The sequence below is a fragment of the Pedobacter sp. AC163 genome, from assembly GCF_979258665.1.
Map to the genome: position 1 here is coordinate 1874853 of NZ_OZ409872.1, position 23260 is coordinate 1898112.

At 38.8% G+C, this 23260-nt stretch carries 17 protein-coding genes; 15 read left to right on the plus strand and 2 right to left on the minus strand.

The genetic code is table 11. The features are described from left to right. The first annotated feature begins 5 nt into the window (after positions 1 to 5). From ACZZZK_RS07920 to ACZZZK_RS07950, 7 genes are all read left to right on the plus strand, one after another. Positions 6 to 1490, plus strand: coding sequence for a RagB/SusD family nutrient uptake outer membrane protein (locus ACZZZK_RS07920; RefSeq protein WP_463483674.1), 1485 nt, complete (start codon positions 6 to 8; stop codon positions 1488 to 1490). Positions 1491 to 1509: 19 nt separating this feature from the next. Continuing rightward, positions 1510 to 2340, plus strand: coding sequence for a LamG-like jellyroll fold domain-containing protein (locus ACZZZK_RS07925; RefSeq protein WP_463483675.1), 831 nt, complete (start codon positions 1510 to 1512; stop codon positions 2338 to 2340). Between the two features lie 70 nt (positions 2341 to 2410). After that, positions 2411 to 4078, plus strand: coding sequence for a glucoamylase family protein (locus ACZZZK_RS07930; RefSeq protein ID WP_463483676.1), 1668 nt, complete (start codon positions 2411 to 2413; stop codon positions 4076 to 4078). A gap of 15 nt (positions 4079 to 4093) precedes the next feature. Next, a complete protein-coding gene (locus ACZZZK_RS07935; RefSeq protein WP_463483677.1) occupies positions 4094 to 5461 on the plus strand; it encodes a glucoamylase family protein in 1368 nt (455 codons plus the stop codon). A gap of 27 nt (positions 5462 to 5488) precedes the next feature. Next, a complete protein-coding gene (locus ACZZZK_RS07940) occupies positions 5489 to 7234 on the plus strand; it encodes a discoidin domain-containing protein (RefSeq protein WP_463483678.1) in 1746 nt (581 codons plus the stop codon). 113 nt (positions 7235 to 7347) lie between these two features. Beyond that, positions 7348 to 9645 (plus strand): beta-glucosidase BglX, encoded by a 2298-nt coding sequence (bglX, locus tag ACZZZK_RS07945; protein ID WP_463483679.1) that lies wholly within the window; start codon positions 7348 to 7350, stop codon positions 9643 to 9645. A 67-nt stretch (positions 9646 to 9712) separates the two neighbouring features. Beyond that, positions 9713 to 10495: a carboxylesterase family protein gene (locus ACZZZK_RS07950; protein WP_463483680.1), complete on the plus strand. Its 783-nt coding sequence runs from the start codon at positions 9713 to 9715 to the stop codon at positions 10493 to 10495. 185 nt (positions 10496 to 10680) lie between these two features. Here the strand turns inward: ACZZZK_RS07950 and ACZZZK_RS07955 are convergent, their stop codons facing one another. Both ACZZZK_RS07955 and ACZZZK_RS07960 read right to left on the minus strand, forming a co-directional pair. Continuing rightward, positions 10681 to 11409 carry a YebC/PmpR family DNA-binding transcriptional regulator gene (locus ACZZZK_RS07955; protein WP_086547484.1) on the minus strand — a complete coding sequence of 243 codons (729 nt, stop codon included), beginning with the start codon at positions 11407 to 11409 and terminating at the stop codon, positions 10681 to 10683. Positions 11410 to 11487: 78 nt separating this feature from the next. Next, the gene (locus ACZZZK_RS07960) at positions 11488 to 12435 is read right to left on the minus strand and encodes an NAD-dependent epimerase/dehydratase family protein (RefSeq protein WP_265798197.1); all 948 of its coding nucleotides are present in this window, start codon (positions 12433 to 12435) and stop codon (positions 11488 to 11490) included. A gap of 191 nt (positions 12436 to 12626) precedes the next feature. On the opposite strand from ACZZZK_RS07960, the gene ACZZZK_RS07965 reads away from it, so the two are divergent. From ACZZZK_RS07965 to ACZZZK_RS08000, 8 genes are all read left to right on the plus strand, one after another. Then, positions 12627 to 13187 (plus strand): sigma-70 family RNA polymerase sigma factor, encoded by a 561-nt coding sequence (locus tag ACZZZK_RS07965; RefSeq protein WP_463483681.1) that lies wholly within the window; start codon positions 12627 to 12629, stop codon positions 13185 to 13187. A gap of 105 nt (positions 13188 to 13292) precedes the next feature. Next, positions 13293 to 14315 (plus strand): FecR family protein, encoded by a 1023-nt coding sequence (locus ACZZZK_RS07970; RefSeq protein WP_463483682.1) that lies wholly within the window; start codon positions 13293 to 13295, stop codon positions 14313 to 14315. 192 nt (positions 14316 to 14507) lie between these two features. Beyond that, positions 14508 to 17438, plus strand: a complete 2931-nt coding sequence (locus ACZZZK_RS07975; RefSeq protein ID WP_463483683.1) for a TonB-dependent receptor — start codon at positions 14508 to 14510, stop codon at positions 17436 to 17438. A gap of 46 nt (positions 17439 to 17484) precedes the next feature. Continuing rightward, entirely contained in the window at positions 17485 to 18390 is a 906-nt protein-coding gene (locus tag ACZZZK_RS07980) for a TIM barrel protein (protein WP_463483684.1), read from the plus strand. A 255-nt stretch (positions 18391 to 18645) separates the two neighbouring features. Then, a complete protein-coding gene (locus ACZZZK_RS07985) occupies positions 18646 to 19230 on the plus strand; it encodes a gluconate 2-dehydrogenase subunit 3 family protein (protein ID WP_265798192.1) in 585 nt (194 codons plus the stop codon). A 26-nt stretch (positions 19231 to 19256) separates the two neighbouring features. Further along, the gene (locus ACZZZK_RS07990) at positions 19257 to 20957 is read left to right on the plus strand and encodes a GMC family oxidoreductase (RefSeq protein WP_316809016.1); all 1701 of its coding nucleotides are present in this window, start codon (positions 19257 to 19259) and stop codon (positions 20955 to 20957) included. Positions 20958 to 21026: 69 nt separating this feature from the next. Next, a complete protein-coding gene (locus ACZZZK_RS07995; protein WP_463486282.1) occupies positions 21027 to 22184 on the plus strand; it encodes a Gfo/Idh/MocA family protein in 1158 nt (385 codons plus the stop codon). Positions 22185 to 22192: 8 nt separating this feature from the next. After that, positions 22193 to 23251, plus strand: a complete 1059-nt coding sequence (locus ACZZZK_RS08000) for a sugar phosphate isomerase/epimerase family protein (protein ID WP_463483685.1) — start codon at positions 22193 to 22195, stop codon at positions 23249 to 23251. Positions 23252 to 23260: the final 9 nt, after the last annotated feature.

The following is a 23260-nucleotide window of genomic DNA, read 5'->3' on the forward strand; positions in this document are numbered from 1 at the left end:
TAGCCATGAAATTAAATAATAAAAATAATTATATACAAAAGATTGGACTTGTTGCGCTATGCACAAGTCTATTCGCACTGCCTGCATGTAAGAAAAGTTTTTTAGATGTAGATCCACAAGCACAGCAACCTGCTATTACATTTTGGAAAACTCAAGATGATGCAACTAAAGCTGTTAATTCAATCTATGGTATACTGCGAGCCAATGATAATACAGGATTTCCAGCAATAGCCATAGAAAGCGTTGGTGGTGATGACGCAGAAAAAGGCAGTGATCCAAATGATGCGAGTTACTACAACAGTTACGACGATTTTAGTGTTTCTTCCACTGAAGGTCAGTTACAGGGATTTTGGAATGGTCAGTACAAAAACATTAATTTATGTAACCAAGTCTTAGATAACATCCCTGCAATTAGTATGGATGCAGGCCTGAAAGCTAGATATCTTGCAGAAGCAAAATTTGTTCGTGCTTACTCTTACTTTCGGTTAGTAAGAGCCTATGGTGACGTACCTTTGCGTTTAAATGTTCCTAAAGATGCCTCAGAATTTAATATTCCTAGGACACCAAAAGCACAAGTTTATGCTGCCATTGAGAAAGATTTGGATGATGCCGCCGCTGTGTTACCTCAAACTTATCCAGCAGCTGATTTAGGAAGAGCTACCAAAGGCGCAGCTCTTGCATTACATGCTAAAGTGGCGATGTACCAACAAAAATGGGCTGATGTTCTTAGCCTAACAAATACTGTGATGACTATGGGTTACAGCTTATTTCCTAATTACGAGCAAAGCTTTCGCCTAAATAATGAGAATAATGTGGAATCAATATTTGAAATCCAATGTGAAATTATTCCAACTATTGATGGCTCAGCTACATCTCAATATAGCCAAATACAAGGCGTTAGAGGCACATTAGGTGGTTATGGCTTGAATGTTCCTACAGCAACTTTAGCTGCTGCATATGAGCCTGGCGATGTAAGAAGAGATGCAACTATCATCTTTAGAGGAGAAACGACGCCTCAAGGTGATGCCATTCCTGTTACAGTTCCAAATCCGATGTATAGCCAAAAACCATATGTACCTTTCAATTTAATTAATTCAAGCTACAACCAAGGTGCTCAACAAAATGTACGGGTGATCCGCTTTGCAGAGGTTTTGTTAATGAATGCTGAGGCAGCAAACGAACAAGGAAATCCAACTTTAGCTAAAACATCACTAAATCGTGTACGAGCCCGTGCAAGAGGAGGTGTTGCTGGAGTGCTTCCTGATGTTACATCAACAGACAAAGAAGCAATTCGTCAAGCTATTTGGAAAGAAAGATTTGTCGAATTAGCAATGGAGTATGATCGCTACTTTGATGTTATTCGCCAAGGTCGTGGAACTGCAGTATTTGGCCCTAAAGGATGGAAAGCTGGCAAAAATGAAGTTTGGCCAATTCCTTCAAACGAAATCGATAAAAGCGCAGGAACTTTAACTCAAAACCCAGGTTATTAATCGCTTAATTTTAAGACAAATGAAAACAAAATATTTTTTATTAATAGCAATCACAACTTTAGGCTTGTCATCATGCCAAAAAGAATTTGATCCGACTAGCTATGCTCCACCTTTAAACATTGGAGGATACACCAACTCGAAACAAATCGCCACAAGTAATTTAGTTGCCTACTGGGCATTCGATGGTAGCTTAATTGATAGCATATCGAATACTGCTGGTGTAAACACAGGAACTAGTTTCACTATGGGAATTAAAGGACAGTCTCTACAAGGTGGCATTGACAAGTATGCTTTAAGTGCTCCATCTACCAAGATTACAAGTTTAAAAAGTTTTACGTTAACAGAATGGGTAAATACAGCTGCCCCAACTACTGGAATTATTGGGCTTTTCAGTCTATCTAATAAATCGCAGTTCTGGGGTAACTTAGAAGTATTTATTGAAAATGGAAGCACTAACGATAATGCAACAATAAAAGTAGTATTTACAAATAATGGAACTGGCGATAAAACTTACACTGTTAGTAATGTAGCTAACTTTTTTGGTAAATGGAATGCATTTTCTGTTTCTTATGATGAAACTACCTCTATGGTAAAAGTATATGTAAATGGTTCTAGGCTCAGCGCTGGAAAACTAGATGGAATAACCGGGCCGCTAAATTTTGTGAATTCTGGAAATTTAGTTTTTGGTACAGTTCAATTTATGACAACACCTAGCCAAACAACAAGCCATTCAAAAGAGCCTTGGGCAAACTTTCTAACTGGTCAATTAGATGAGGTCAAAATTTACAACAAAGCCTTAACCGATGATGAGGTTGGCTATCTAGCTAAACTAGAAGGTAGAGGAAAATAACATTCTTAATCCTAACTAGGCACATATAAAAGGGCTGCCGTTTGGCAGCCTTTTTTTTAACTATCCTCAAATGAAAAAAATTTACTTATATATTTTAGCACTTTCTATTTTTTTCTTCTCCTGTAAAAAAGGTGGATCATCAGATCCCATTATTGATCCTGTTACTCCCCCATCAACTTTTTCTTTTTCCGATTTGAAAGTAAATGGCACTTTCAATGGCTTTACTTACTTTGGTTTAAATAATGTTCCCATTATTAAAATCACCTTTTCATCTCCCATTAATCTTACTTCCGTTAGTGGAAATATTACCTTAACAGATGCTGCTGGAAACTCAGCTGCATTTATACCAACTTTAGAGAATAACGATAATACCGTTGTGATAACGCCTTCGGCTTTGCAACCTATTACAAAATATATTTTAACTGTTAATACTGGCTTATTATCCAAAACTAACAACAAACTGCAAAGCAGTATTGCCGTTAACTTAATAACAGCGGTTGACGATACCGACAAATTTCCCCGCATTAGCGATGATGAACTTTTAACCCTTGTTCAAAAGCAAACATTTAAATATTTCTGGGATTTCGGCCACCCGACAAGTGGTTTGGCCAGAGAAAGGAATACATCAGGCAATACCGTTACTTCGGGAGGTTCCGGCTTCGGCATTATGGCACTGGTTACTGGGATAAACCGCAACTTTATTAGCAGAACTGATGGTTTAGCCCGCATGCAAAAAATCGTAGCTTTCTTAAAAACTGCTGAGCGCTTTCACGGTGCTTATCCGCATTGGTTAGATGGAAATACCGGAAAAGTAATTCCCTTTAGCACAAAAGACAATGGTGGCGACCTGGTAGAAACTTCATTTCTAATGGCTGGTTTAATTACGGCTCGTCAATACTTCAGCGGCACAGATGCAGCTGAAACTAATTTACGAAACGACATCAACACTATTTATAATGGCGTAGAGTGGAACTGGTACAGAAAAGATAACAGCGCCACACTCTACTGGCATTGGAGTCCAAATTATGGATGGGATATGAACCTACCGATCAAAGGCTGGAACGAATGTTTAATTACCTATGTAATGGCAGCAGCGTCGCCTACTTACTCTATTCCAAAATCAGTTTATGATAGCGGCTGGGCTCAAAACGGATCCATGAAAAATGGCAACACGTATTATGGTGTCCAACTTCCACTAGGTCCTGCAAATGGTGGGCCTATGTTTTTTTCACATTATTCGTTCATGGGGATCAATCCGAATGGGTTAACAGATGCTTATGCTAATTACGAAACGCAAACTAAAGCACATACTTTAATCAATTACAATTACTGCAAAGCAAATCCGCAAGCCAATTATGGCTATGGAGAAAATTGCTGGGGTTTAACGGCAAGTGATATTCAAGGAGGATATACTGCGAGTTCGCCAACAAATGATGTTGGAACCATAGCTCCTACTGCTGCACTAGCATCTATGGCCTATACACCAACAGAATCTATGCAGGCTTTAAAATTTTTCTACTACAAGCTTGGAAACAAAACTTGGGGAGAATATGGCTTCTACGATGCCTTCTCGCTAAAAGACCAATGGTTTGCCTCCTCTACGCTAGCTATTGACCAAGGCCCAATAGTGGTGATGATTGAAAATTATAGAACAAAATTAATCTGGAATCTATTTATGAGTGCACCTGAGGTAAAAGCAGGCATGAAAAGTTTAGGTTTCAGTAGTCCCAACCTTTAGCATTTTACATTCCTAATGAAACTTACATTCCGCAACTTACTTCTCGTATCTGTTATCGCAATTTCCTTTTCGTCTTGTGCGCAACAAGTAAGTAAACCCTATAACCCCGATTTAACCATCAAAAAAGGCTTATCTGATGAGCAGTTGCTAGATCTTGTTCAGAAGCAGACATTTCAATACTTCTGGGATGGCGCCGAACCTACTTCAGGTGCAGGTAGGGAGCGTTATCACGCCGATGAAATTTATCCAGACAACGATAAAAGTACTGTAGCTACAGGAGCCACAGGTTTTGGTTTAATGGCCATTTTAAGTGGAATAGACAGAGGTTATGTAACCAAAAAAGAGGGCCTGGATCGACTAAATAAAATTTTAGATTTTCTGACTAAAGCAGATCGTTTCCATGGGGCATGGTCGCATTGGATTTATGGCGAAACCGGAAAAGTAAAACCCTTTGGTAAAAAAGACAATGGCGGCGATTTGGTTGAAACCTCATTTGTTGCGCAAGCTCTAATTTGTATTGATGCATATTATAAAAATGGCAATGCCGAAGAAAAAGCGGTGGCTCAAAAAGCAGATCAACTTTGGAAAGGAATTGATTTCAACTGGTACCGTAAGGGCGGGCAAAATGTGCTTTACTGGCACTGGTCGCCAGAATATAACTGGGAAATGAATTTTCCTGTTCAAGGCTACAACGAGTGTTTGATTATGTATGTGCTTGCAGCATCTTCGCCTACGCACACAGTTCCTGCCGAAGTTTACCACGAAGGTTGGGCAGCAAAAGGTAAAATCAAAGATAATTTTGAGGTTTACGGACACCCTTTTACGATGTATTACCAGGGACAAAAAAAATCAGTTGGACCGCTTTTTTGGGCGCATTATTCATACCTGGGATTAAATCCTAATGGGTTGAGAGACCAGTATGCCAATTATTGGGAAAACAATGTAAACCATACGCTGGCCATTCACGATTATTGTGTAGCTAACCCAAAAGGATTCAAAGGTTACGGTGAAAACAACTGGGGATTAACGGCAAGTTATTCGGTTAAAGGTTATGCAGCTCATAATCCACAAGAAGATTTTGGGGTGATCTCCCCTACCGCAGCCATTTCGTCAATTCCATACACACCAAAAGAATCAATGAAAGTCATCCGTCATTTATATGAAAATTTAGGAGATAAAGTTTGGGGCAAATATGGTTTCTACGATGCGTTTTCAGAAACGGATAATTGGTATCCAAAAAGATATTTAGGCATTGATCAAGGCCCGATGGTGGTGATGATCGAAAATTATAGATCAGGTTTACTTTGGAAGCTATTTATGAGTAATTCTGATGTACAAAAAGGGTTGACGAAATTGGGATTTGAAAGTTCGGAGATAAAATAATTCATTATTGCGTTTGAAGTTTAAAGCATGAAAAAAACGATACTTACAATCTTCTTTTTAACCTTCTTTCTGGCATCATTCGCTCAGAAGCAAAAAACCTATTGCAACCCTATCAATGTTGATTATGGTTACACTCCTTTTGAATCTTTTACCGAATGGGGCAAACATAGAGCAACGGCCGATCCGGTTATTGTGAATTACAAGGGCGAATATCTGCTGTTTAGTACCAATCAATGGGGTTACTGGCACAGTTCGGATATGTTGAACTGGAAATTTATAGAACGCAAATTTCTTCGCCCCTGGAATAAAACGAAAGATGAACTTTGCGCTCCGGGAGTGGGTATTATTGGTGATACAGTCGTAGTTTTCGGCAGTACTTACACCAAAAATTTTACGCTTTGGGGAAGCACAGATCCACTAGGCAATAAATGGTTTCCATTGGTTGATTCCTTGGAAATTGGTGGCTGGGATCCTGCATTTTTTACTGATGATGATGGAAAATTTTACATGTACAATGGCAGTAGTAATAATTATCCGATGTATGGCGTAGAACTCGATCGAAAAACATTTCAACCAAAAGGCACACGTATGCCGATGTATTTACTAGAAAGCTGGCGATATGGTTGGCAACGTTTTGGTGAATATATGGATAACACTTTCCTCGATCCTTTTGCCGAGGGCGCTTGGATGACCAAACACAATGGAAAATACTATTTTCAATATGGCGCTCCGGGAACAGAATTTAGTGGCTATTCAGATGGCGTGGTAGTGGGTACAAAGCCACTTTTTTACGATTCGCAGTTTACACCACAATCCGATCCGCTGAGCTATAAAGGTGGTGGATTTTCCCGAGGTGCTGGTCATGGAGCAACCTTTCAGGATAACAGCAAAAATTATTGGCACATCTCTACCAGTATCATTTGTGTAAAAAATACATGGGAACGCAGAATGGGAATTTGGCCAACCGGTTTCGATAAGGATGATGTCATGTGGACGAATACGGCTTTTGGTGATTATCCGCTTTATCTCCCATCAGAAAGAAAAGAAAATGGACCAGCGGGGCCAGGCTGGATGCTCATCAATTATAAAAAACCAGTAACGGTTTCTTCGACACTTGGAGCTTTCAATGCTAATAATGCTGTTGATGAAAGTATAAAGACCTATTGGAGTGCCAAAACGGCTAACAATGGGGAGTGGATTCAAACCGATTTAGGAAGCTTAGCCACAGTAAACGCTATCCAAATAAACTATGCCGATCAAGATGCTGAATTTATCGGCAAGCACATCGGCATTTACCACCAATATAAAATCCTTTCATCAACTGATGGTAAAAACTGGACAACGTTAGTGGATAAAAGTCAGAATAAAACTGATGTTCCCCATGATTATATCGAGTTGGAAAAACCTGTTAAAACACGATATATCAAGATGGTGAATATCCACATGCCAACCGGGAAATTTGCCATTAGCGGCCTCCGCGTTTTTGGAAATGGAAACGGCGAAAAACCTTCAGAAGTTAGAAACCTAATTGTACTCAGAACAGAGAAAGACAAGCGCAGTGCTTACATTAAGTGGCAACCTGTTGATAATGCATTTGCGTATAATTTGTATTACGGCACAGCTCCAGATAAATTGTATAACTGCATTATGGTGCATGATTTCAACGAGTATTGGTTTAAAGCGATGGACAGCCAAAAGGCTTATTATTTTTCTATTGAAGCTATAAATGAAAATGGCGTTTCAGCCAAAAGCAAAGTGAAGAAAGTGGACTAAATTTTAAAAGCATAAAACACATATATAATGAAACCATCATGATTTTGCCAGTCACAAACACTAGTGAGTAAAATCATGATAGCTTCATAACCATTGAAAACAAATTTACACATATGAAAAAAGTGAAAATCCTAGTTGTTTTTTTAACATCCTTAGCCCTGAATATTTCAGCGCAAACCAAAAAACCGATATCTCCTGAAGAGGCCAAGATGAATACTTTCATCAGCAACCTGATGGCTAAGATGACTGTCGACGAAAAAATCGGGCAGCTCAACTTGCCTAGTTCTGGCGATATTACCACTGGGCAGGCGAATAGTAGCGATATCGGAAAAAAGATTAAAGACGGCCAGGTGGGTGGTTTGTTCAATATAAAAGGCGTTGATAAAATTAAAGCGGTACAAAAAGTTGCCGTTGAAGACAGCAGGTTGAAAATTCCATTACTTTTCGGGATGGATGTGATTCACGGTTACAATACCGTTTTTCCAATTCCATTGGGCATGAGCGCAACCTGGAATATGACAGCAGTAGAAAAATCGGCAAGGGTTGCAGCTATCGAAGCAAGCGCCAGTGGCATCAACTGGACCTTCTCTCCTATGGTTGATATTTCCCGCGACCCACGTTGGGGAAGAATTTCTGAAGGCAGTGGCGAAGATGCTTATTTAGGGTCTAAAATTGCCGCTGCTATGGTAAAAGGTTATCAAGGTAAGTTGCAAGCAAATAATGAAATATTGGCTTGCGTTAAACACTATGCATTGTATGGAGCGGCAGAAGCGGGTAGAGATTACAACACCACAGATATGAGTAAGGTGCGCATGTATAACGAATATTTCCCGCCGTACAAAGCTGCGGTAGATGCAGGTGCAGCAAGTATTATGGCCTCTTTTAATGAGGTTGATGGTATTCCAGCGACAGGAAGCAAATGGCTAATGACTGATGTGTTGCGCAACCAATGGGGTTTCAAAGGTTTCGTCGTTACGGATTATACGGGCATCCCTGAAATGATTGCGCATGGTATGGGCGATTTACAAACCGTTTCTGCTTTGGCCATGAATGCTGGTATCGATATGGATATGGTTGGAGAAGGTTTCCTTGGAACATTAAAAAAATCACTTGCCGAGAAAAAAGTAAGCATCAATGAAATAAACAGGGCTTGTCGTTTAATCCTTCAAGCTAAATATAAGTTGGGTTTGTTTACTGACCCTTACAAATTTTGCGATCCAACAAGAGCTGAAAAAGAGGTGTTCAATGCAGAAAACCGCCAGATAGCCCGTGAAATTTCAGCCGAAAGTTTTGTTTTATTAAAAAACAACAATAACCTGCTTCCACTTAAAAAAACCGGCACTATTGGTTTAATCGGTCCTTTGGCTGATAATACGGCGAATATGTATGGTACCTGGAGCGTTGCGGCTTTGTTCGATCAATCGGTAACGGTGTTGCAAGGTTTAAAAAATGCTTTGGGTAATGATGCTAAAATTTTAACGGCTCGTGGCTCAAACTTTTTAGCCGATTCTGTTGCCGAACACCGCTATGTTAACGTTCACAATCCAACCTACAAACGCGATGCGAGATCAGAAGAAGAAATGATCAAGGAGGCCGTGAGAGTTGCCGAAAAATCAGATGTGGTAATTGCCACTATGGGTGAAGGATCTGAATTTACCGGTGAGGCCAGTAGCGTTACCGACATTCAAATTCCAGAAACTCAGAAAAACCTTTTAAAAGCTTTGGCAAAAACAGGAAAACCAATTGTGTTGGTATTGTTTACTGGTCGCCCGTTGGCATTGAAATGGGAGCAGGAAAATATCCCTGCAATTTTAAACGTTTGGTTTCCTGGCAGCGAAGCTGGAAATTCTATCGCCGATGCTCTTTTTGGAAAAGTAAATCCTTCGGGTAAATTAAGTGCAACTTTCCCTCAAAATGTGGGTCAGGTGCCGCTTTATTATGCCCACAAAAACACTGGTCGCCCTTTGGCAGAAGGCAAATGGTTCGAGAAATTCCGTTCTAATTATCTAGATGTGAGCAACGATCCTTTATATCCATTTGGTTTTGGTTTAAGCTACACCACTTTCAATTACAGCGATGTTAAACTGAGCTCGAATACCTTAACCAAAGGCAAATCGATTACAGCTTCTGTAACCTTAAGCAATACTGGTAAATATGATGGCAAAGAAGTTGTTCAACTTTATATTCGCGATTTGGTTGGAAGCATTACCCGTCCGGTTAAAGAATTGAAAGGTTTCCAGAAAGTGAATTTAAAAGCGGGTGAAAGCAAGACAATATCTTTCAATATCTCAGAAAATGATTTGAAGTTTTACAATTCTGACTTAAAATTTGTAGCTGAACCTGGAGAATTCCAGGTGTTTATCGGCACAAATTCCAGAGATGTAAAAGCAGCATCGTTTACATTAAAATAATCAAGGTTAGGTTTGATTATGAGCCCTGCACTATTGTAAAATAGGCAGGGTTTTTTATTTTTGCTAGATGAAGAATATTTTTCTAACCATCTTTTTGCTCCTTGCAACGATCGTTTTAAATGCTCAGGATTTAAAAAAATATGATCGTGGCAGTTTTATCAAAGGAAGGGATTCGATCTATTACAGAATCCTTTTTCCAGAAAATTTCAACCCTAAACAGAAGTACCCGATATTATTTGTATTGCATGGGCGTGGAGAAAGCGGCAATGACAACGAGAAACAACTGACACACGGGGCGAAATTATTTCTAAACGAAGGTATAAGGCGAAACTTCCCCGCTATCATCGTATTTCCACAGTGCCCGGCTGATAGCTATTGGGCAAACGTAAACATCACTACAAACGATAAGGGCAAAAGGAATTTTAGCTTCATTGAAAATGGAAAACCGACAAAAGCCATGCATGCTCTACAGGGAATGGTAAAGAATTTCTTAAAAAAACCCTTTGTAAATAAGGAGCAGGTTTATGTAGGCGGCCTATCCATGGGAGGTATGGGAACTTATGAACTATTGAGAAGAAAGCGAAACACCTTTGCTGCTGCTTTTGCCATTTGCGGTGGCGATAACACCAACAATATTAAGAAATACAAAAATATTCCTTTATGGATTTTTCATGGTGGAAAAGATGATATCGTTGATCCGGCATTTTCTATGGCGATTGCCGAAAGGCTAAAAGTAGTTGGTAAAGAGGTAAAATTTACGCTCTATCCAAATGCAAACCATAACAGCTGGGATAGCGCATTCGCTGAACCAAATTTGTTGCCCTGGTTGTTTGGGCATCAGAAGGATTAGGAAAATTAATCCATCGTCATCCCGACCGGAGTGCAACGTAGCGGAGAGATCTTTTCCATCTGTTTTCTGTTCAGGGATTTTGCGGCTTCGCTCTAAAGGACGGTTGAGGTTACTATGGAGATCAGAAAAACAAAAGGCTTGAAGAATAAAATCTTCAAGCCTTTTGTTTTCATATTTGAAAATCCTTACTCCGCCATATTATGATAAACCGCCTGTACGTCATCATCTTCCTCTAACTTATCAATCAACTTCATTACGTCAGCAGCTTGCTCTTCTGTAACTTCGTGGTGCGATAATGCGATACGCTCTAGTTTAGAGCTTTTCAGTTCAATCCCTTTTTCTTCCAAAGCTTTTTGCAAAGAACCAAAATTCTCGAAAGCACCTTGTGCTACGGCGATATCGTTTCCTTCCTCATCAGCTTCTACATATAATTCTTCCAAGCCCGCATCAATTAATTCAAATTCTAATTCTTCCAAATCCAAACCTTCTGCAGGTACAAAACGGAAAATAGATTTGCGGTTGAAAATAAAATCTAATGAACCAGTTTTACCTAAAGAACCGTCGGTTTTATTGAAATAACTCCGAACATTTGCAACGGTACGGTTGGTATTATCGGTAGCGGTTTCAATTAGAACAGCTACCCCATGAGGCGCATAACCTTCATACACAATTTCTTCGTAATTGGCCATCGATTTATCGGATGCCCGCTTAATAGCCGCCTCCACCCTATCTTTTGGCATGTTTACCGCCTTTGCATTTTGCATTGCAGTACGCAAGCGAGAGTTTGTTTCAGGATGAGGTCCTGATTCTTTCACCGCCATCACGATATCTTTACCAATACGCGTAAACTGAACCGCCATTTTGGCCCAACGCTTAAACTTTCTTTCTTTTCTAAATTCGAATGCTCTTCCCATTTTTAGTATCAAGTATTGAGGATCAGGTATAAGGAATGGGGTTAAAACACCCTAACCTTCCACCTTAAACCACCTACCTTATTTTTTTAAATTATTTAACATATCGGTTGTCAGTTTCGATAAATCGAACTCCGGTTTCCATCCCCAATCTTTTGCTGCAGTACTATCATCAATTGAACGTGGCCAACTATTTGCAATTTGCTGCCTAGGATCAGTTTCGGATGTGTAAGTTAAGGTAAAATCCGGAATATGTTTTCTGATTTCTGCTGCCAAAATTTCTGGCGTAAAACTTACCCCACCAAAGTTATAACTGCTACGAACCGTAATCTGATCTGATGGAGCATCCATCAATTCTATCGTTCCGCGGATTGCATCATCCATATACATCATTGGCAATTCGGTACCCGCATTTAAGAAACTTTGATAACTTCCTTTTTTTAATGCATCATGAAAAATATGAATAGCATAATCTGTTGTTCCACCACCTGGAGCAGCTTTCCAGCTAATTAATCCAGGATAACGGATACTGCGCACATCCAAACCATATTTTTGGTTATAATATTCGCACCAGCGTTCTCCTGCCAGTTTACTTATTCCATATACCGTGTTCGGGTCCATCACACAATATTGATTCGTGTTATCCTTTGGAGAATTTGGTCCGAAAACAGCTATTGAACTTGGCCAGTAAACCTTTGCTACTTTATATTCTAACGCTAAATCTAACACATTTAAAAGCCCATTCATATTCAAATCCCAGGCTAACTTCGGGTTTTGCTCACCAGTTGCTGATAATAGCGCAGCTAAAAGATAAACCTGCGTAGGTTTATACTTTTTGAAAATGCCATTAATCATCTCTTTATCCAAAACGTTTACGAACTCAAAGGGCGCAGAATTTTTGATGTCGTAATCTGGTCGTCGAATATCACAAGCCACTACATGATCATCACCATAAATTTTTCTTAACATGGTAACCAATTCGGTTCCAATTTGCCCATTAGAGCCTAAAACAATAATATTTTCCTGCATAATTTTTTAGAGATTGAGCAAAGGTAAAAAAATGAGACAAAAGGCATATAAAATATTTACGCTTAGGTGCATGCTTTAAAAAGTACAGGGTATAAATACGGAAGATTATTGCTAAATTTAATCAGAAATGGAATTTCAGAATGAAATAATTTCCTACATTTACTTCATTCCTAGCTAACCAAAACGAATTAATGACGCTCCAAGAGCCTGAAAAGTCTATCGATTTACTTGTGCGCCTAAAGCTAGGTGATAAGCAGGCTTATGAACAGATTTACTTCACTTTTAGTAAAGAACTGTTATATGCAGCCTTTAAAAAAACTGGTGATAAGGTTGTAGCGGAAGAGTTAGTGCAAAATATTTTTATCTCCCTTTGGGAAAAACGACAAGATCTACAAATCAAAAACCTCCAGGCTTATCTTTTTGGTGCTTTAAAGCTAAGTGTAATTAACCATGTACGTAGTTTGGTGATGGAAAATAAATACATGGAGTACCAAACCTTAACCTATAATGAAAATCATCAAGACACGGCCAATCTCGTAGATCTGCATGATCTATCATCAATTATAGAAGAAGGCATTAATTCATTGCCAGAAAAAACCCAGGAAGTATTCCGTTTAAGTCGTTACCAGCACCAATCCGTAAAGGATATTTCCACTGACCTAAATATATCTGAAAAGGCGGTGGAATACCATATTACCCGCTCTATTAAAAGAATTAAAGAATATATTAAAAATTTTTACCTCTTTTTTTAAATTGATAATCAACAAGTTATAATTATTATTTATTTTTTTATGATGATGCGTTAGGGATACTGGCTTGTTATGTTACTTGTATAATATAGAGCCAAATATTTCCTTATGAACCAGAAATCATTCAACGATTTACTCCTCCGTTATCAAAACGGAAACTGCACCGATGCCGAAAAGCTTTGGGTAGACAAATGGTATCATAATTTAAACAATAAAAGTTACAACGACCTTTCTTCGAGCGAGCTTGATGAAATGCAGGATAAAATCTGGCTCAACATCAACCACTCCGACGAAAAGCAAATTGATACACTAAAAGTGAAAAGGTTATGGCCAAAATTTGCAATAGCTGCTTCAATCATGATCGCTTTTTTTCTTGGGGGTTTATATCTTTATAATTATAACCCTACTGAACAGGCCTTTATCAATGAAAATGGCGATATAGCGCTGATTAGCAAAACAAACAACACAAACAGGTTAATGGATATAAAGCTTAGCGATGAAAGTGTAGTAACACTTAAGCCTAATGCTAATATCTTGTACCCAGAGGTTTTTGCCGACAATAAGAGAACTATTTACTTAAAAGGAACGGCTTTCTTCTCGGTAAGCAAGAATCCGAAGCGCCCATTTTATGTTTATAATCAAAAGCTGGTTGTTCGCGTTTTAGGAACCAGCTTTTGGGTAAAAGAATCAACCGATAAAATGCCTGCGCAAGTTGCCGTTAGAACTGGAAAAGTGCAGGTGCAAGAAAATGAGAAAAGCACATTCCTTGGTTTATCAAAAGAAAAATTAGCTCAGCCTATTTTGCTAACGCCCAATCAAAAAGGTGTATTTAGCAATCATCAGTTAAGCAAAACCCTGGTAAGTAAACCTATTCCACTGGCCGAAGCTTATAATGTACCAACAAGTTTGAGTTATAATTTCAAGGAAGAAAGTGTAAAACAAATTTTTAAAACCCTTACCGAAGCTTACGGAATTGAGATTAAAGCTGATAACGAGCAGATATCAAATTATACTTTTACCGGAGATTTGAGTAAAAAAGGGCTATATGAGCAGCTCGATTTAATCTGCGGAACCATTTCAAGCAAGTATTATATTCAAGGAACCAGCATTGTGGTTTCAAACAAAAACTAACCAAAATATATAAAATTATGAAGAAAGCAGTAACCTATTTCAGTCAGTAGCCTCCGCTACCTATCCATAATATTTTCTAAAAAACAAAGCCGACAATGTGGGGCATTGCCGGCGAGTTAAATACATTAGAATGTATTCATGGTATTTCTATGTCCAATAAATCCAATCATTTAATGAACAATAACCAAATTTATGAAAAAAAATCAACTTATTTCGCTGGCGATATATGCAATGAGAGTTTCGATTTACCAAATACTTGCAATAACTATTTTTACCTGCACTGCATTTGCCAAAAATGTCGATGCCCAGGAATTTTTAAATAAACCCATTTCGATCAAAGCCGATCAAACTGATATTAAAACCATTATTGCTAAAACGGAAATGTTAGCAAACGTAAAGTTTGTGTACAGTCCGCAATTAATAAATTCTGATAGAAAAATCTCTATCAATGTAGTTAACCAAAAACTTAAATACTTTCTTGAGAATTCGCTAAAACGTTATGACGTGGGATATAGGATAGTTAAAGATCAGATTTTGCTCTATTCTATTCCCGCTAATAACAATCTGGAGTTGCTGAAAGCCTTCGATGGTGTAGTTACCGGTAAGGTTCTAGATAGCAAAGGCAATCCAATTCCCGGCGTTTCTATAACCGTTAAAGGCAAAACAATTGGCACCACGACCGATGAAAATGGAAACTTTGCACTAAAAGGACTTACGGTTGATAGCCGCATATTAGTGGTACGTTATGTAGGCTACATTTCCAAAGAGGTAAACCTTTCGGCAGGCAATGCCGATGAAAACATTAGTATTAGCTTATCAGAAGATAATCTTCAACTCGAAAGCGTAATGGTAACAGGCGGTAATCCAAAGAAAAAACTTGAAAGTTCGGTAGCCATCACCTCTGTAAGCAATAAAGACATTACCAATAGAGCGCCATTAAACAGTACCGATTTATTAAAAGCGATACCAGGCTTAACAGTAGAAAGCACTGGTGGTGATGGACCAGGTAATGTTTGGGTACGTGGTTTTCCACAACAAGGCGGGTATATCTTTTTAGGTATCCAAGAAGATGGCTTACCACTTTTGCCAACCGGATTCAACACCAATCCCTCGGTAGATCAATACTATAAAACTGATTTAACCATCCAAAACATTGAAGCTGTAAGAGGTGGTAATGCTTCTATCATCCAAGCAAATACCCCAGGTGCAGTGGTTAATAATCTAAGTTATGTTGGGGCCGACAAACAATATGGCCAGGTTAAATTTACCACAGGATTTTCTCAAGGTTTATACCGTTTTGACGGAAACACAGGTGGAAAAATAAATGATCAGATTAAATATAACATTGGCGGCTTTTATCGTACAGATAACGGTGTTGTAGATCAAGGTTTTAATCCAGCCAACCAGGGTGGACAAATTAAAGGCAATATGACTTTTAATTTCAAAAACAACAAAGGTTTTATTCGTGTATACGGAAAGTATCTAAACGACAAGGTTCAGTTTTTATTAACCAGCTATTATCCATATGATGGAACAGGCAAGCCTACTACCTACCGCGATTATAACATGGCAACGCAATCAATCATGCCTGTACAAACGGATTGGAATTACACTGATCCTGCAACTGGCGCTCACAGCTTCAGTTTAAAAGATGGTATCCATACCAAACTGGGTTCTGCAGGTTTCCAATTTAATTATTTAACAGACGGTGGATGGCAGATTGTGAACAACTTTCGTTACCAAAATACGCATACTAACAGTACTTATACCGCACCTGCAGGTATAACCGCAAGAACATCAGCTGTTCCTTATTATTATCCAGGTGGAGCAGTGGCGCCTTTTGTTTCAGGAGATTATGTAGTAACCTCAAATGCTCAAGGCCAAATTAACAGCGATGTTCAGATTGTTAACTACTTGGATTTGAAGAAAACCATTAAAAACCACAGTTTAAACATTGGTGCAGGTATTCATCAATACAATAGAGATGATTTACGTTTTGCCTTCCGTTCATTTACCGAATTTAAAGAACACCCAAGCATTATATTACAATCGCCAACTGCGCTTGAGCGTACAATTCAAACTAAAAACACCTTTATTGGCAATACCAGAACTTTATCATTGTATGCTGGCGATGAAATAAAGATTTCAGAGCAATGGCGTTTGGATATTGGTGCGAGAATCGATAACCAGAATGTAAAGGGCGACAGGCCTTATTACGCACTAAATGCAAACGGAACAGTGAACATTGCGGCAGCGGCAAGTCCTAATATTTTAGGTTATACCGCTTACGATGAAACGTTAACAAACTGGTCTGCTTCAGTAGGTGCAAACTATAAAATAAGCACTACAGCTAGTATGTTTGCTCGTGCTACCAAAGCGTACAACGCACCAAATATTGGCGATTATAATGCATCGGCTTATAATGGCGCTAACATTAAAAAACGCCCGGTGTACTTAGGCGAAGTGGGTTTTAAATATGCTAAAAACAACCTGGCTATTTTCGCCTCTGGAAGTTATTCAGCAATCAAAAATGTTTCATTAACCATTAATGTACCAACGGTAGCAGCTGGCCAACAAGCCCTGGTTGCTTTTGGTTCTACCCGTACCTGGAGTGCAGAATATGAAATTTCATATAAAATATTTAAACCTTTAAGTTTAAGATTCACTGGTACTTTACAAGATTCGAAATATACCGATTACGAAGCCAATACTAGTGGAAACGCCGCTGTAGCAGCAGAATTCGGAAATCGCGTATACAGTTTTACTGGCAATAGAACGGAGAGGGTTCCTGTTTTAAACACGGAGTTAGGAGCTAATTACGATTTCAAAAATTTTAATCTATATGTGGCCGCAAACTATGTTGGTAGTCGTTTTACCTCGCCTAGCGAAAGCTATAAGTTACCAGGATATGTGGTAATGAAAGCTGGTGCTGGTTATAATTTCAGTAAAAAAGTGGCGATAAGATTTTGGGCAGACAACTTGTTAGATGCGAAAGTGTTGACTGAAGGTGATGTTCGTGGAGATCAGTTCAGAGATTTCTCTACCGTAACACCTGGTCAATTAATGATTGGCAGAACTTTACTTCAACGTACTTTCTGGGGATCATTGGCTTATTCATTTTAACATCCAAAGCCGGAGTTTATGCTCCGGCTTTTTAATTTAACACATCATGACAACAAGAAGATCATTTCTACAAAAGGCAGGTTTAGCAGGTGCCGCGGCATTTATAAGTCCATCAATTATTACTTCGGCATTGGCACAACCGGCTAAAATCTCGAAGATTGGCATAGGCTTGTTTACGCTAAGAGAGCAACTTACTGCCGATGTTAAAGCCACGATAGAACAGGTGGCCAAAATTGGTTATAATCAGGTAGAAACCTATTATGGATACCCCGGCAAATATGAGGTAAAAGGATTTTGGGGTTTACCAGCCAAGGATTTTAATCAATTATTGAAAGAAAATAAACTCACTTCGCCTAGCGGGCATTACAATACATCCGAATTTTTATCAAGCGGAGATGATAAAATACTTAAAACACATATTGAAGTGGCAAACAGTGTCGGACAAAAATATTTTGTTATTCCTGCCCTTCCAACTGATGTACGAACAAATGGAACTTTAGACGATTACAAAAGAATGGCTGCTAAATTTAATACTGCAGGCGAACTTTGTAAAAAGGCTGGTTTAAAATTAGCTTACCATAACCATAACTTTGAATATAAAGATCAGGGAAATGGCGCCACTGGCTACGATATTTTGTTAAATGAAACCGATGCCAACCTCGTAGGTTTTGAACTTGATATTTTCTGGGCTGTAAATGCTGGCTTAAATCCTGTAGATTTATTTAAGAAAAATCCGGGGCGTTACAAAATGTTTCATGTTAAGGATATGGATAAACAAGACAAAAGTGTTTTCGCCGAGGTAGGTTCAGGAAAAATTGATTTCAAAAGTATTTTTGCGGAGTCGAAATTGGCGGGCGTAGATTATATTTTTACCGAACAAGATTTGATTAAAAAAGACGTTTACCAAAGTATAACTGAGAGTTACAACTACGTTAAAAGCAACTTGATTTAGTCCAAGTATTCTTTTTACAAGTGAATATTACTTTTATATATAGATATTGTATAATTCACACGAAGCATAGAACAAAGAAAAACATCAAATAAACGTTAGTGAGACGGTCATAATTATCTTATTTAGAACAATTCTATGTAGTAACAATCGCATTGCAGATTGTTAAATTAAACAGTCAGATTTGATTATTACGCCATATTTTTTCTAATATTACTCATTCAACGCATAAAGAACCAATATAAAAAATATACAACGATGCACAGAAGAGAAGCACTCAAAAACGTCGCATTTTTACTTGGAGGAGCGATATCTGCAAGCACAATGGGCGTTCTATTCGAAAGTTTTACGCTCCCTGAAAACGAAAAAAACTTTGTATCATTCTCTGTTCAGGATGAAAAAATCTTTGCTGAATTTGCGAACATTATCGTGCCCACCACTAAATCATCTCCGGGTGCCAAAGCTGCTGGTTTAGGCAAATTTATCCCGATGATGATGAAGGATTGTTATCCAGCTAAAATGCAAACATCATTTGCAAAAGGCTTTGAGCAACTTCAGGAAAAAGCAATGAAAGATTTTGGGAAAAATTACATGAGCTTAAGTGTTGCAGAACGCACCAAACTAATGGTGGATTTAAGACTCATGTCTATCGCTCAAAAAGAAACCAAAGCACCTGAAAACGAAGATCTGGCTTACTTTTTTATCACAGCCAGAGATTTGACTTTACTAGGCTATTACGCTTCAGAAATTGGTTGTACACAAGCTCGTGAATACATCCTCGTTCCTGGAAGGTATGACGGAAGTGCACCATTGAAACCTGGACAAAAATCTTGGGCAACCTAATTTCTAAACTACAACAACAAAACATCATGAATTTAAATACAAATTTAAAAGCAGAAAATACTTACGATGCTATTGTTATAGGATCGGGGATTAGTGGCGGCTGGGCTGCAAAAGAACTTACCGAAAAAGGACTAAAAGTGCTCATGCTCGAAAGAGGAATGAACATTGAACACATTACCGGTTATGAAAACGCGATGAAAAGCCCTTGGGAATTTCAGCATGCAGGTAAATTAACCGAAGAACAAAAACGTACACACCCTGTACAAAAAAGGGATTATCCGTATCAGGAAGCTAATGAAAAATGGTGGGTGAACGATTTGGAATGTCCGTACACAGAGGATAAGCGTTTCGACTGGTACCGAGGTTTCCATGTTGGTGGAAAATCATTAATGTGGGGCCGTCAAAGTTATCGTTTAAGCGATCATAACTTCGAAGATAACGCAAAAGATGGTCATGGAAATGATTGGCCAGTGCGTTATAAAGAATTATCTCCATGGTATGATTACGCAGAGCGATTTGCAGGAATCAGTGGATCAAAAGAAAACTGGCCACTTTGTCCAGATGGAGAATTTCTTCCTCCAATGGATATGAACATTGTAGAAAAATCTGTTAAAAAACGTATTGAGGAAGCTTACAACAGAGAACGTATCATGATGATCGGTCGTGTAGCTAACCTTACCGTTCCGCATAAAGGCCGCGGTAATTGCCAATACAGAAATTTATGTAGCCGTGGTTGCCCTTTTGGAGCATATTTCTCTACGCAATCTTCTACCCTACCGGCAGCAATGGCTACCAAACGCTTAACGCTTAGACCATATTCTATCGTAAACCATATTATTTATGATAAGGATACAAAGAAAGCAAAAGGGGTAATGGTAATCGATGCGCAAACCAATGAAACAATGGAATTCTACGCGAAAATTGTTTTCGTTAATGGTTCTACATTGGGTACAACATTTATTTTATTAAACTCTACTTCAGATGCTCATCCAAACGGTTTGGGTAATGCAAGTGGTCAGTTAGGTCACAACTTAATGGATCACCATTTCCGTTGTGGTGCCAATGGCGAAGCAGAAGGTTTTGATGACAAATACACTTATGGCCGCCGTGCAAATGGAATATATGTTCCACGCTACCAGAACATCGGTAACGACAAACGCGATTATTTACGTGGTTTCGGTTATCAGGGCAGTGCAAACAGAAGTAACTGGCAAAGCGATGTGGCCGAATTATCATTTGGTTCAGGCTTGAAAGAGAAAATGACCAAACCAGGTAAATGGACCATGGGCTTAGGTGGTTTTGGCGAGATGTTACCTTACTACGAAAACAAAGTATACATCGATAAAACCAAGAAAGACAAGTGGGGACAGCCAGTATTAGCGATTGATTGCGAGTACAAAGAAAACGAAAAGAAAATGCGTGTTGATATGATGAATGATGCTGCTGAAATGTTAGAAAAAGCAGGATTGAAAAACATCAAAACATTCGACAACGGCTGTTATCCAGGCATGGCTATCCATGAAATGGGAACCGCTAGAATGGGCAACGATCCAAAAACTTCAGTGCTTAACAAGTGGAATCAAATGCATGAAGTGAGCAACGTTTTTGTAACAGATGGAGCTTGTATGCCATCAATTGCTTGTCAAAATCCATCCTTAACTTTTATGGCATTAACCGCCCGTGCAGCAGATTACGCTGTAAAAGAGCTAAAGAAAAATAATATATAAATTGGTTATAAGTTGTAAGTTATAGGTTTTACGTAAAACCTATAACTTACAACTTACCACTTTTTAATGATGAAGAGAAAATTAAGAATGGGCATGATAGGCGGCGGTAAAGACGCGTTTATCGGTGCTGTACATCGCCTGGCTGCGAACATGGATGGTTTAATCGAACTTTCTGCCGGAGCCTTAAGTGTAAATCCCGAAGTTGGGTACGAATCTGGAAAACTATTGTTCCTTCCGGATAACAGAATATATAGCAATTACGAAGAGATGATCAAAGCAGAAAGCGAATTGCCTGCTGATGAAAAAATTGACTTTGTAACGATTGTAACTCCGAATTTCGCACACTTTGCGCCAGCAATGATGGCCTTAGAACATGGCTTTAATGTGGTGATAGAAAAACCAATGACATTAACGTTGGAAGAAGCAAAACAGCTGAAAGCAAAGGTTGATGAAACTGGATTAACACTTTGTTTAACCCATACTTATTCTGGGTATCCAATGGTTAAGCAAGCCAAACAAATGGTTGGCGAAGGTGCTTTAGGCGAAATCAGAAAAATTATTGTTGAATATCCTCAGGGTTGGCTCAGTACTTTATCAGAAAGAGAAGGAAATGCACAAGCCGCATGGAGAACCGATCCCTCTAAAACTGGGAAAAGCGGTAGCATGGGCGACATTGGTACCCACGCTGCTCATCTTGCCGAATATATTTCTGGCTTGCAGATTACTAAAATTTGTGCCGATTTAAATATCGTTGTTCCCGGGAGAGCAATTGATGATGACGGAAACGTTTTATTGAAATTCGACAACGGATCAAACGGAGTTTTAATCGCTTCGCAAATTGCTGCTGGTGAGGAAAATGCCTTAAAAATTAAAGTATATGGCGAAAAAGGTGGATTGGAATGGCATCAAATGGAGCCAAATACGCTAATCGTAAAATGGTCTAACGCTCCCGCTCAAATTTACAGAACAGGGAACGGATACATGGGTAGTTTTGCAAAACACAACACCCGTACACCAGGTGGGCATCCAGAAGGTTACCTAGAAGCCTTTGCTAATATCTATAAAAACTTCGCCTTAACGGTAAATGCAAAACTAAATAACGAACAGCCTACTGCAGAAATGCTTGATTTTCCAAATGCTGAAGACGGAATTCGTGGAATGGCATTTATTGAAAACGTAGTAGATTCGAGTAACTCCGATCAGAAATGGTGGGATTATAAAATTTAAAATTGAGCATGACAACTTTAAAAGGACCAGGAGTATTTTTAGCGCAATTTATTAGTGATGAAGCGCCCTTCAATTCTTTGGATAATATTTGCCAATGGGCTGCCGGGCTAGGATTTAAAGGTATTCAAATGCCTACTTTGGATGCCAGATTTATCGATCTTCAAAAAGCTGCAGAAAGTAAAACATATGCTGATGAGCTGAAAGGTACTATTGCTTCTTATGGTTTAGAAATCACAGAACTTTCCACTCACTTGCAAGGTCAGTTGGTGGCTGTGCACCCGGCATACAATGATTTATTCGATGCTTTTGCTCCGAAAGAAGTTCATGGCAATGCAAAAGCCAGAACCGAATGGGCAGTTCAACAAATGAAATATGCAGCTAAAGCTTCGCAAAACCTAGGTTTAAATGCACATGCTACATTTAGCGGTTCTTTGCTGTGGCAATATTTTCACCCATGGCCACAAAGGCCTGCCGGTTTAGTAGAAGAAGGATTTGCAGAATTGGCAAAGCGATGGACACCAATATTGAACGAGTTTGACAATTGCGGGGTTGATGTTTGTTATGAAATTCATCCTGGCGAAGATTTATTTGATGGAGAAACTTACGAAATGTTCCTTGCCGCGGTAAATAATCATCCTCGGGCATGCTTATTGTATGATCCATCTCACTTTGTGTTACAGCAATTGGATTACATTCAGTACATTGATTTTTATCATGAAAGAATTAAAGCCTTTCATGTTAAAGATGCCGAGTTTAATCCGACAGGTAAACAGGGTACTTTTGGTGGATACCAGAGTTGGGCCAACCGAGCCGGTAGATATCGTTCTCCTGGCGATGGCCAAGTTGATTTTAAAACCATTTTCAGTAAATTAGCGCAATACGACTTTAAAGGTTGGGCCGTTATGGAATGGGAATGTTGCATTAAAAATCAGGAAGATGGTGCTCGCGAAGGTTCTGAATTTATCCAGAAACACATTATCAATGTAACAGACAAAGCATTTGATGATTTTGCAGCATCGGGTAGTGATAGCGCTTTCAACAAAAAAATATTAGGATTACAAGATTAACAACACACA

What these genes read in the sequence shown, in the direction of transcription:
- ACZZZK_RS07920 (WP_463483674.1), top strand. Translation starts at nt 6, where the DNA reads ATGAAATTAAATAATAAAAATAATTATATACAAAAGATTGGACTTGTT.
- ACZZZK_RS07940 (WP_463483678.1), top strand. Translation starts at nt 5,489, where the DNA reads ATGAAAAAAACGATACTTACAATCTTCTTTTTAACCTTCTTTCTGGCA.
- ACZZZK_RS07965 (WP_463483681.1), top strand. Translation starts at nt 12,627, where the DNA reads ATGACGCTCCAAGAGCCTGAAAAGTCTATCGATTTACTTGTGCGCCTA.
- ACZZZK_RS07955 (WP_086547484.1), bottom strand. Translation starts at nt 11,409, where the DNA reads ATGGGAAGAGCATTCGAATTTAGAAAAGAAAGAAAGTTTAAGCGTTGG.
- ACZZZK_RS07975 (WP_463483683.1), top strand. Translation starts at nt 14,508, where the DNA reads ATGAAAAAAAATCAACTTATTTCGCTGGCGATATATGCAATGAGAGTT.
- ACZZZK_RS08000 (WP_463483685.1), top strand. Translation starts at nt 22,193, where the DNA reads ATGACAACTTTAAAAGGACCAGGAGTATTTTTAGCGCAATTTATTAGT.
- ACZZZK_RS07995 (WP_463486282.1), top strand. Translation starts at nt 21,027, where the DNA reads ATGAAGAGAAAATTAAGAATGGGCATGATAGGCGGCGGTAAAGACGCG.
- ACZZZK_RS07960 (WP_265798197.1), bottom strand. Translation starts at nt 12,435, where the DNA reads ATGCAGGAAAATATTATTGTTTTAGGCTCTAATGGGCAAATTGGAACC.
- ACZZZK_RS07935 (WP_463483677.1), top strand. Translation starts at nt 4,094, where the DNA reads ATGAAACTTACATTCCGCAACTTACTTCTCGTATCTGTTATCGCAATT.
- ACZZZK_RS07950 (WP_463483680.1), top strand. Translation starts at nt 9,713, where the DNA reads ATGAAGAATATTTTTCTAACCATCTTTTTGCTCCTTGCAACGATCGTT.
- ACZZZK_RS07930 (WP_463483676.1), top strand. Translation starts at nt 2,411, where the DNA reads ATGAAAAAAATTTACTTATATATTTTAGCACTTTCTATTTTTTTCTTC.
- ACZZZK_RS07970 (WP_463483682.1), top strand. Translation starts at nt 13,293, where the DNA reads ATGAACCAGAAATCATTCAACGATTTACTCCTCCGTTATCAAAACGGA.
- ACZZZK_RS07980 (WP_463483684.1), top strand. Translation starts at nt 17,485, where the DNA reads ATGACAACAAGAAGATCATTTCTACAAAAGGCAGGTTTAGCAGGTGCC.
- bglX (WP_463483679.1), top strand. Translation starts at nt 7,348, where the DNA reads ATGAAAAAAGTGAAAATCCTAGTTGTTTTTTTAACATCCTTAGCCCTG.
- ACZZZK_RS07985 (WP_265798192.1), top strand. Translation starts at nt 18,646, where the DNA reads ATGCACAGAAGAGAAGCACTCAAAAACGTCGCATTTTTACTTGGAGGA.
- ACZZZK_RS07925 (WP_463483675.1), top strand. Translation starts at nt 1,510, where the DNA reads ATGAAAACAAAATATTTTTTATTAATAGCAATCACAACTTTAGGCTTG.
- ACZZZK_RS07990 (WP_316809016.1), top strand. Translation starts at nt 19,257, where the DNA reads ATGAATTTAAATACAAATTTAAAAGCAGAAAATACTTACGATGCTATT.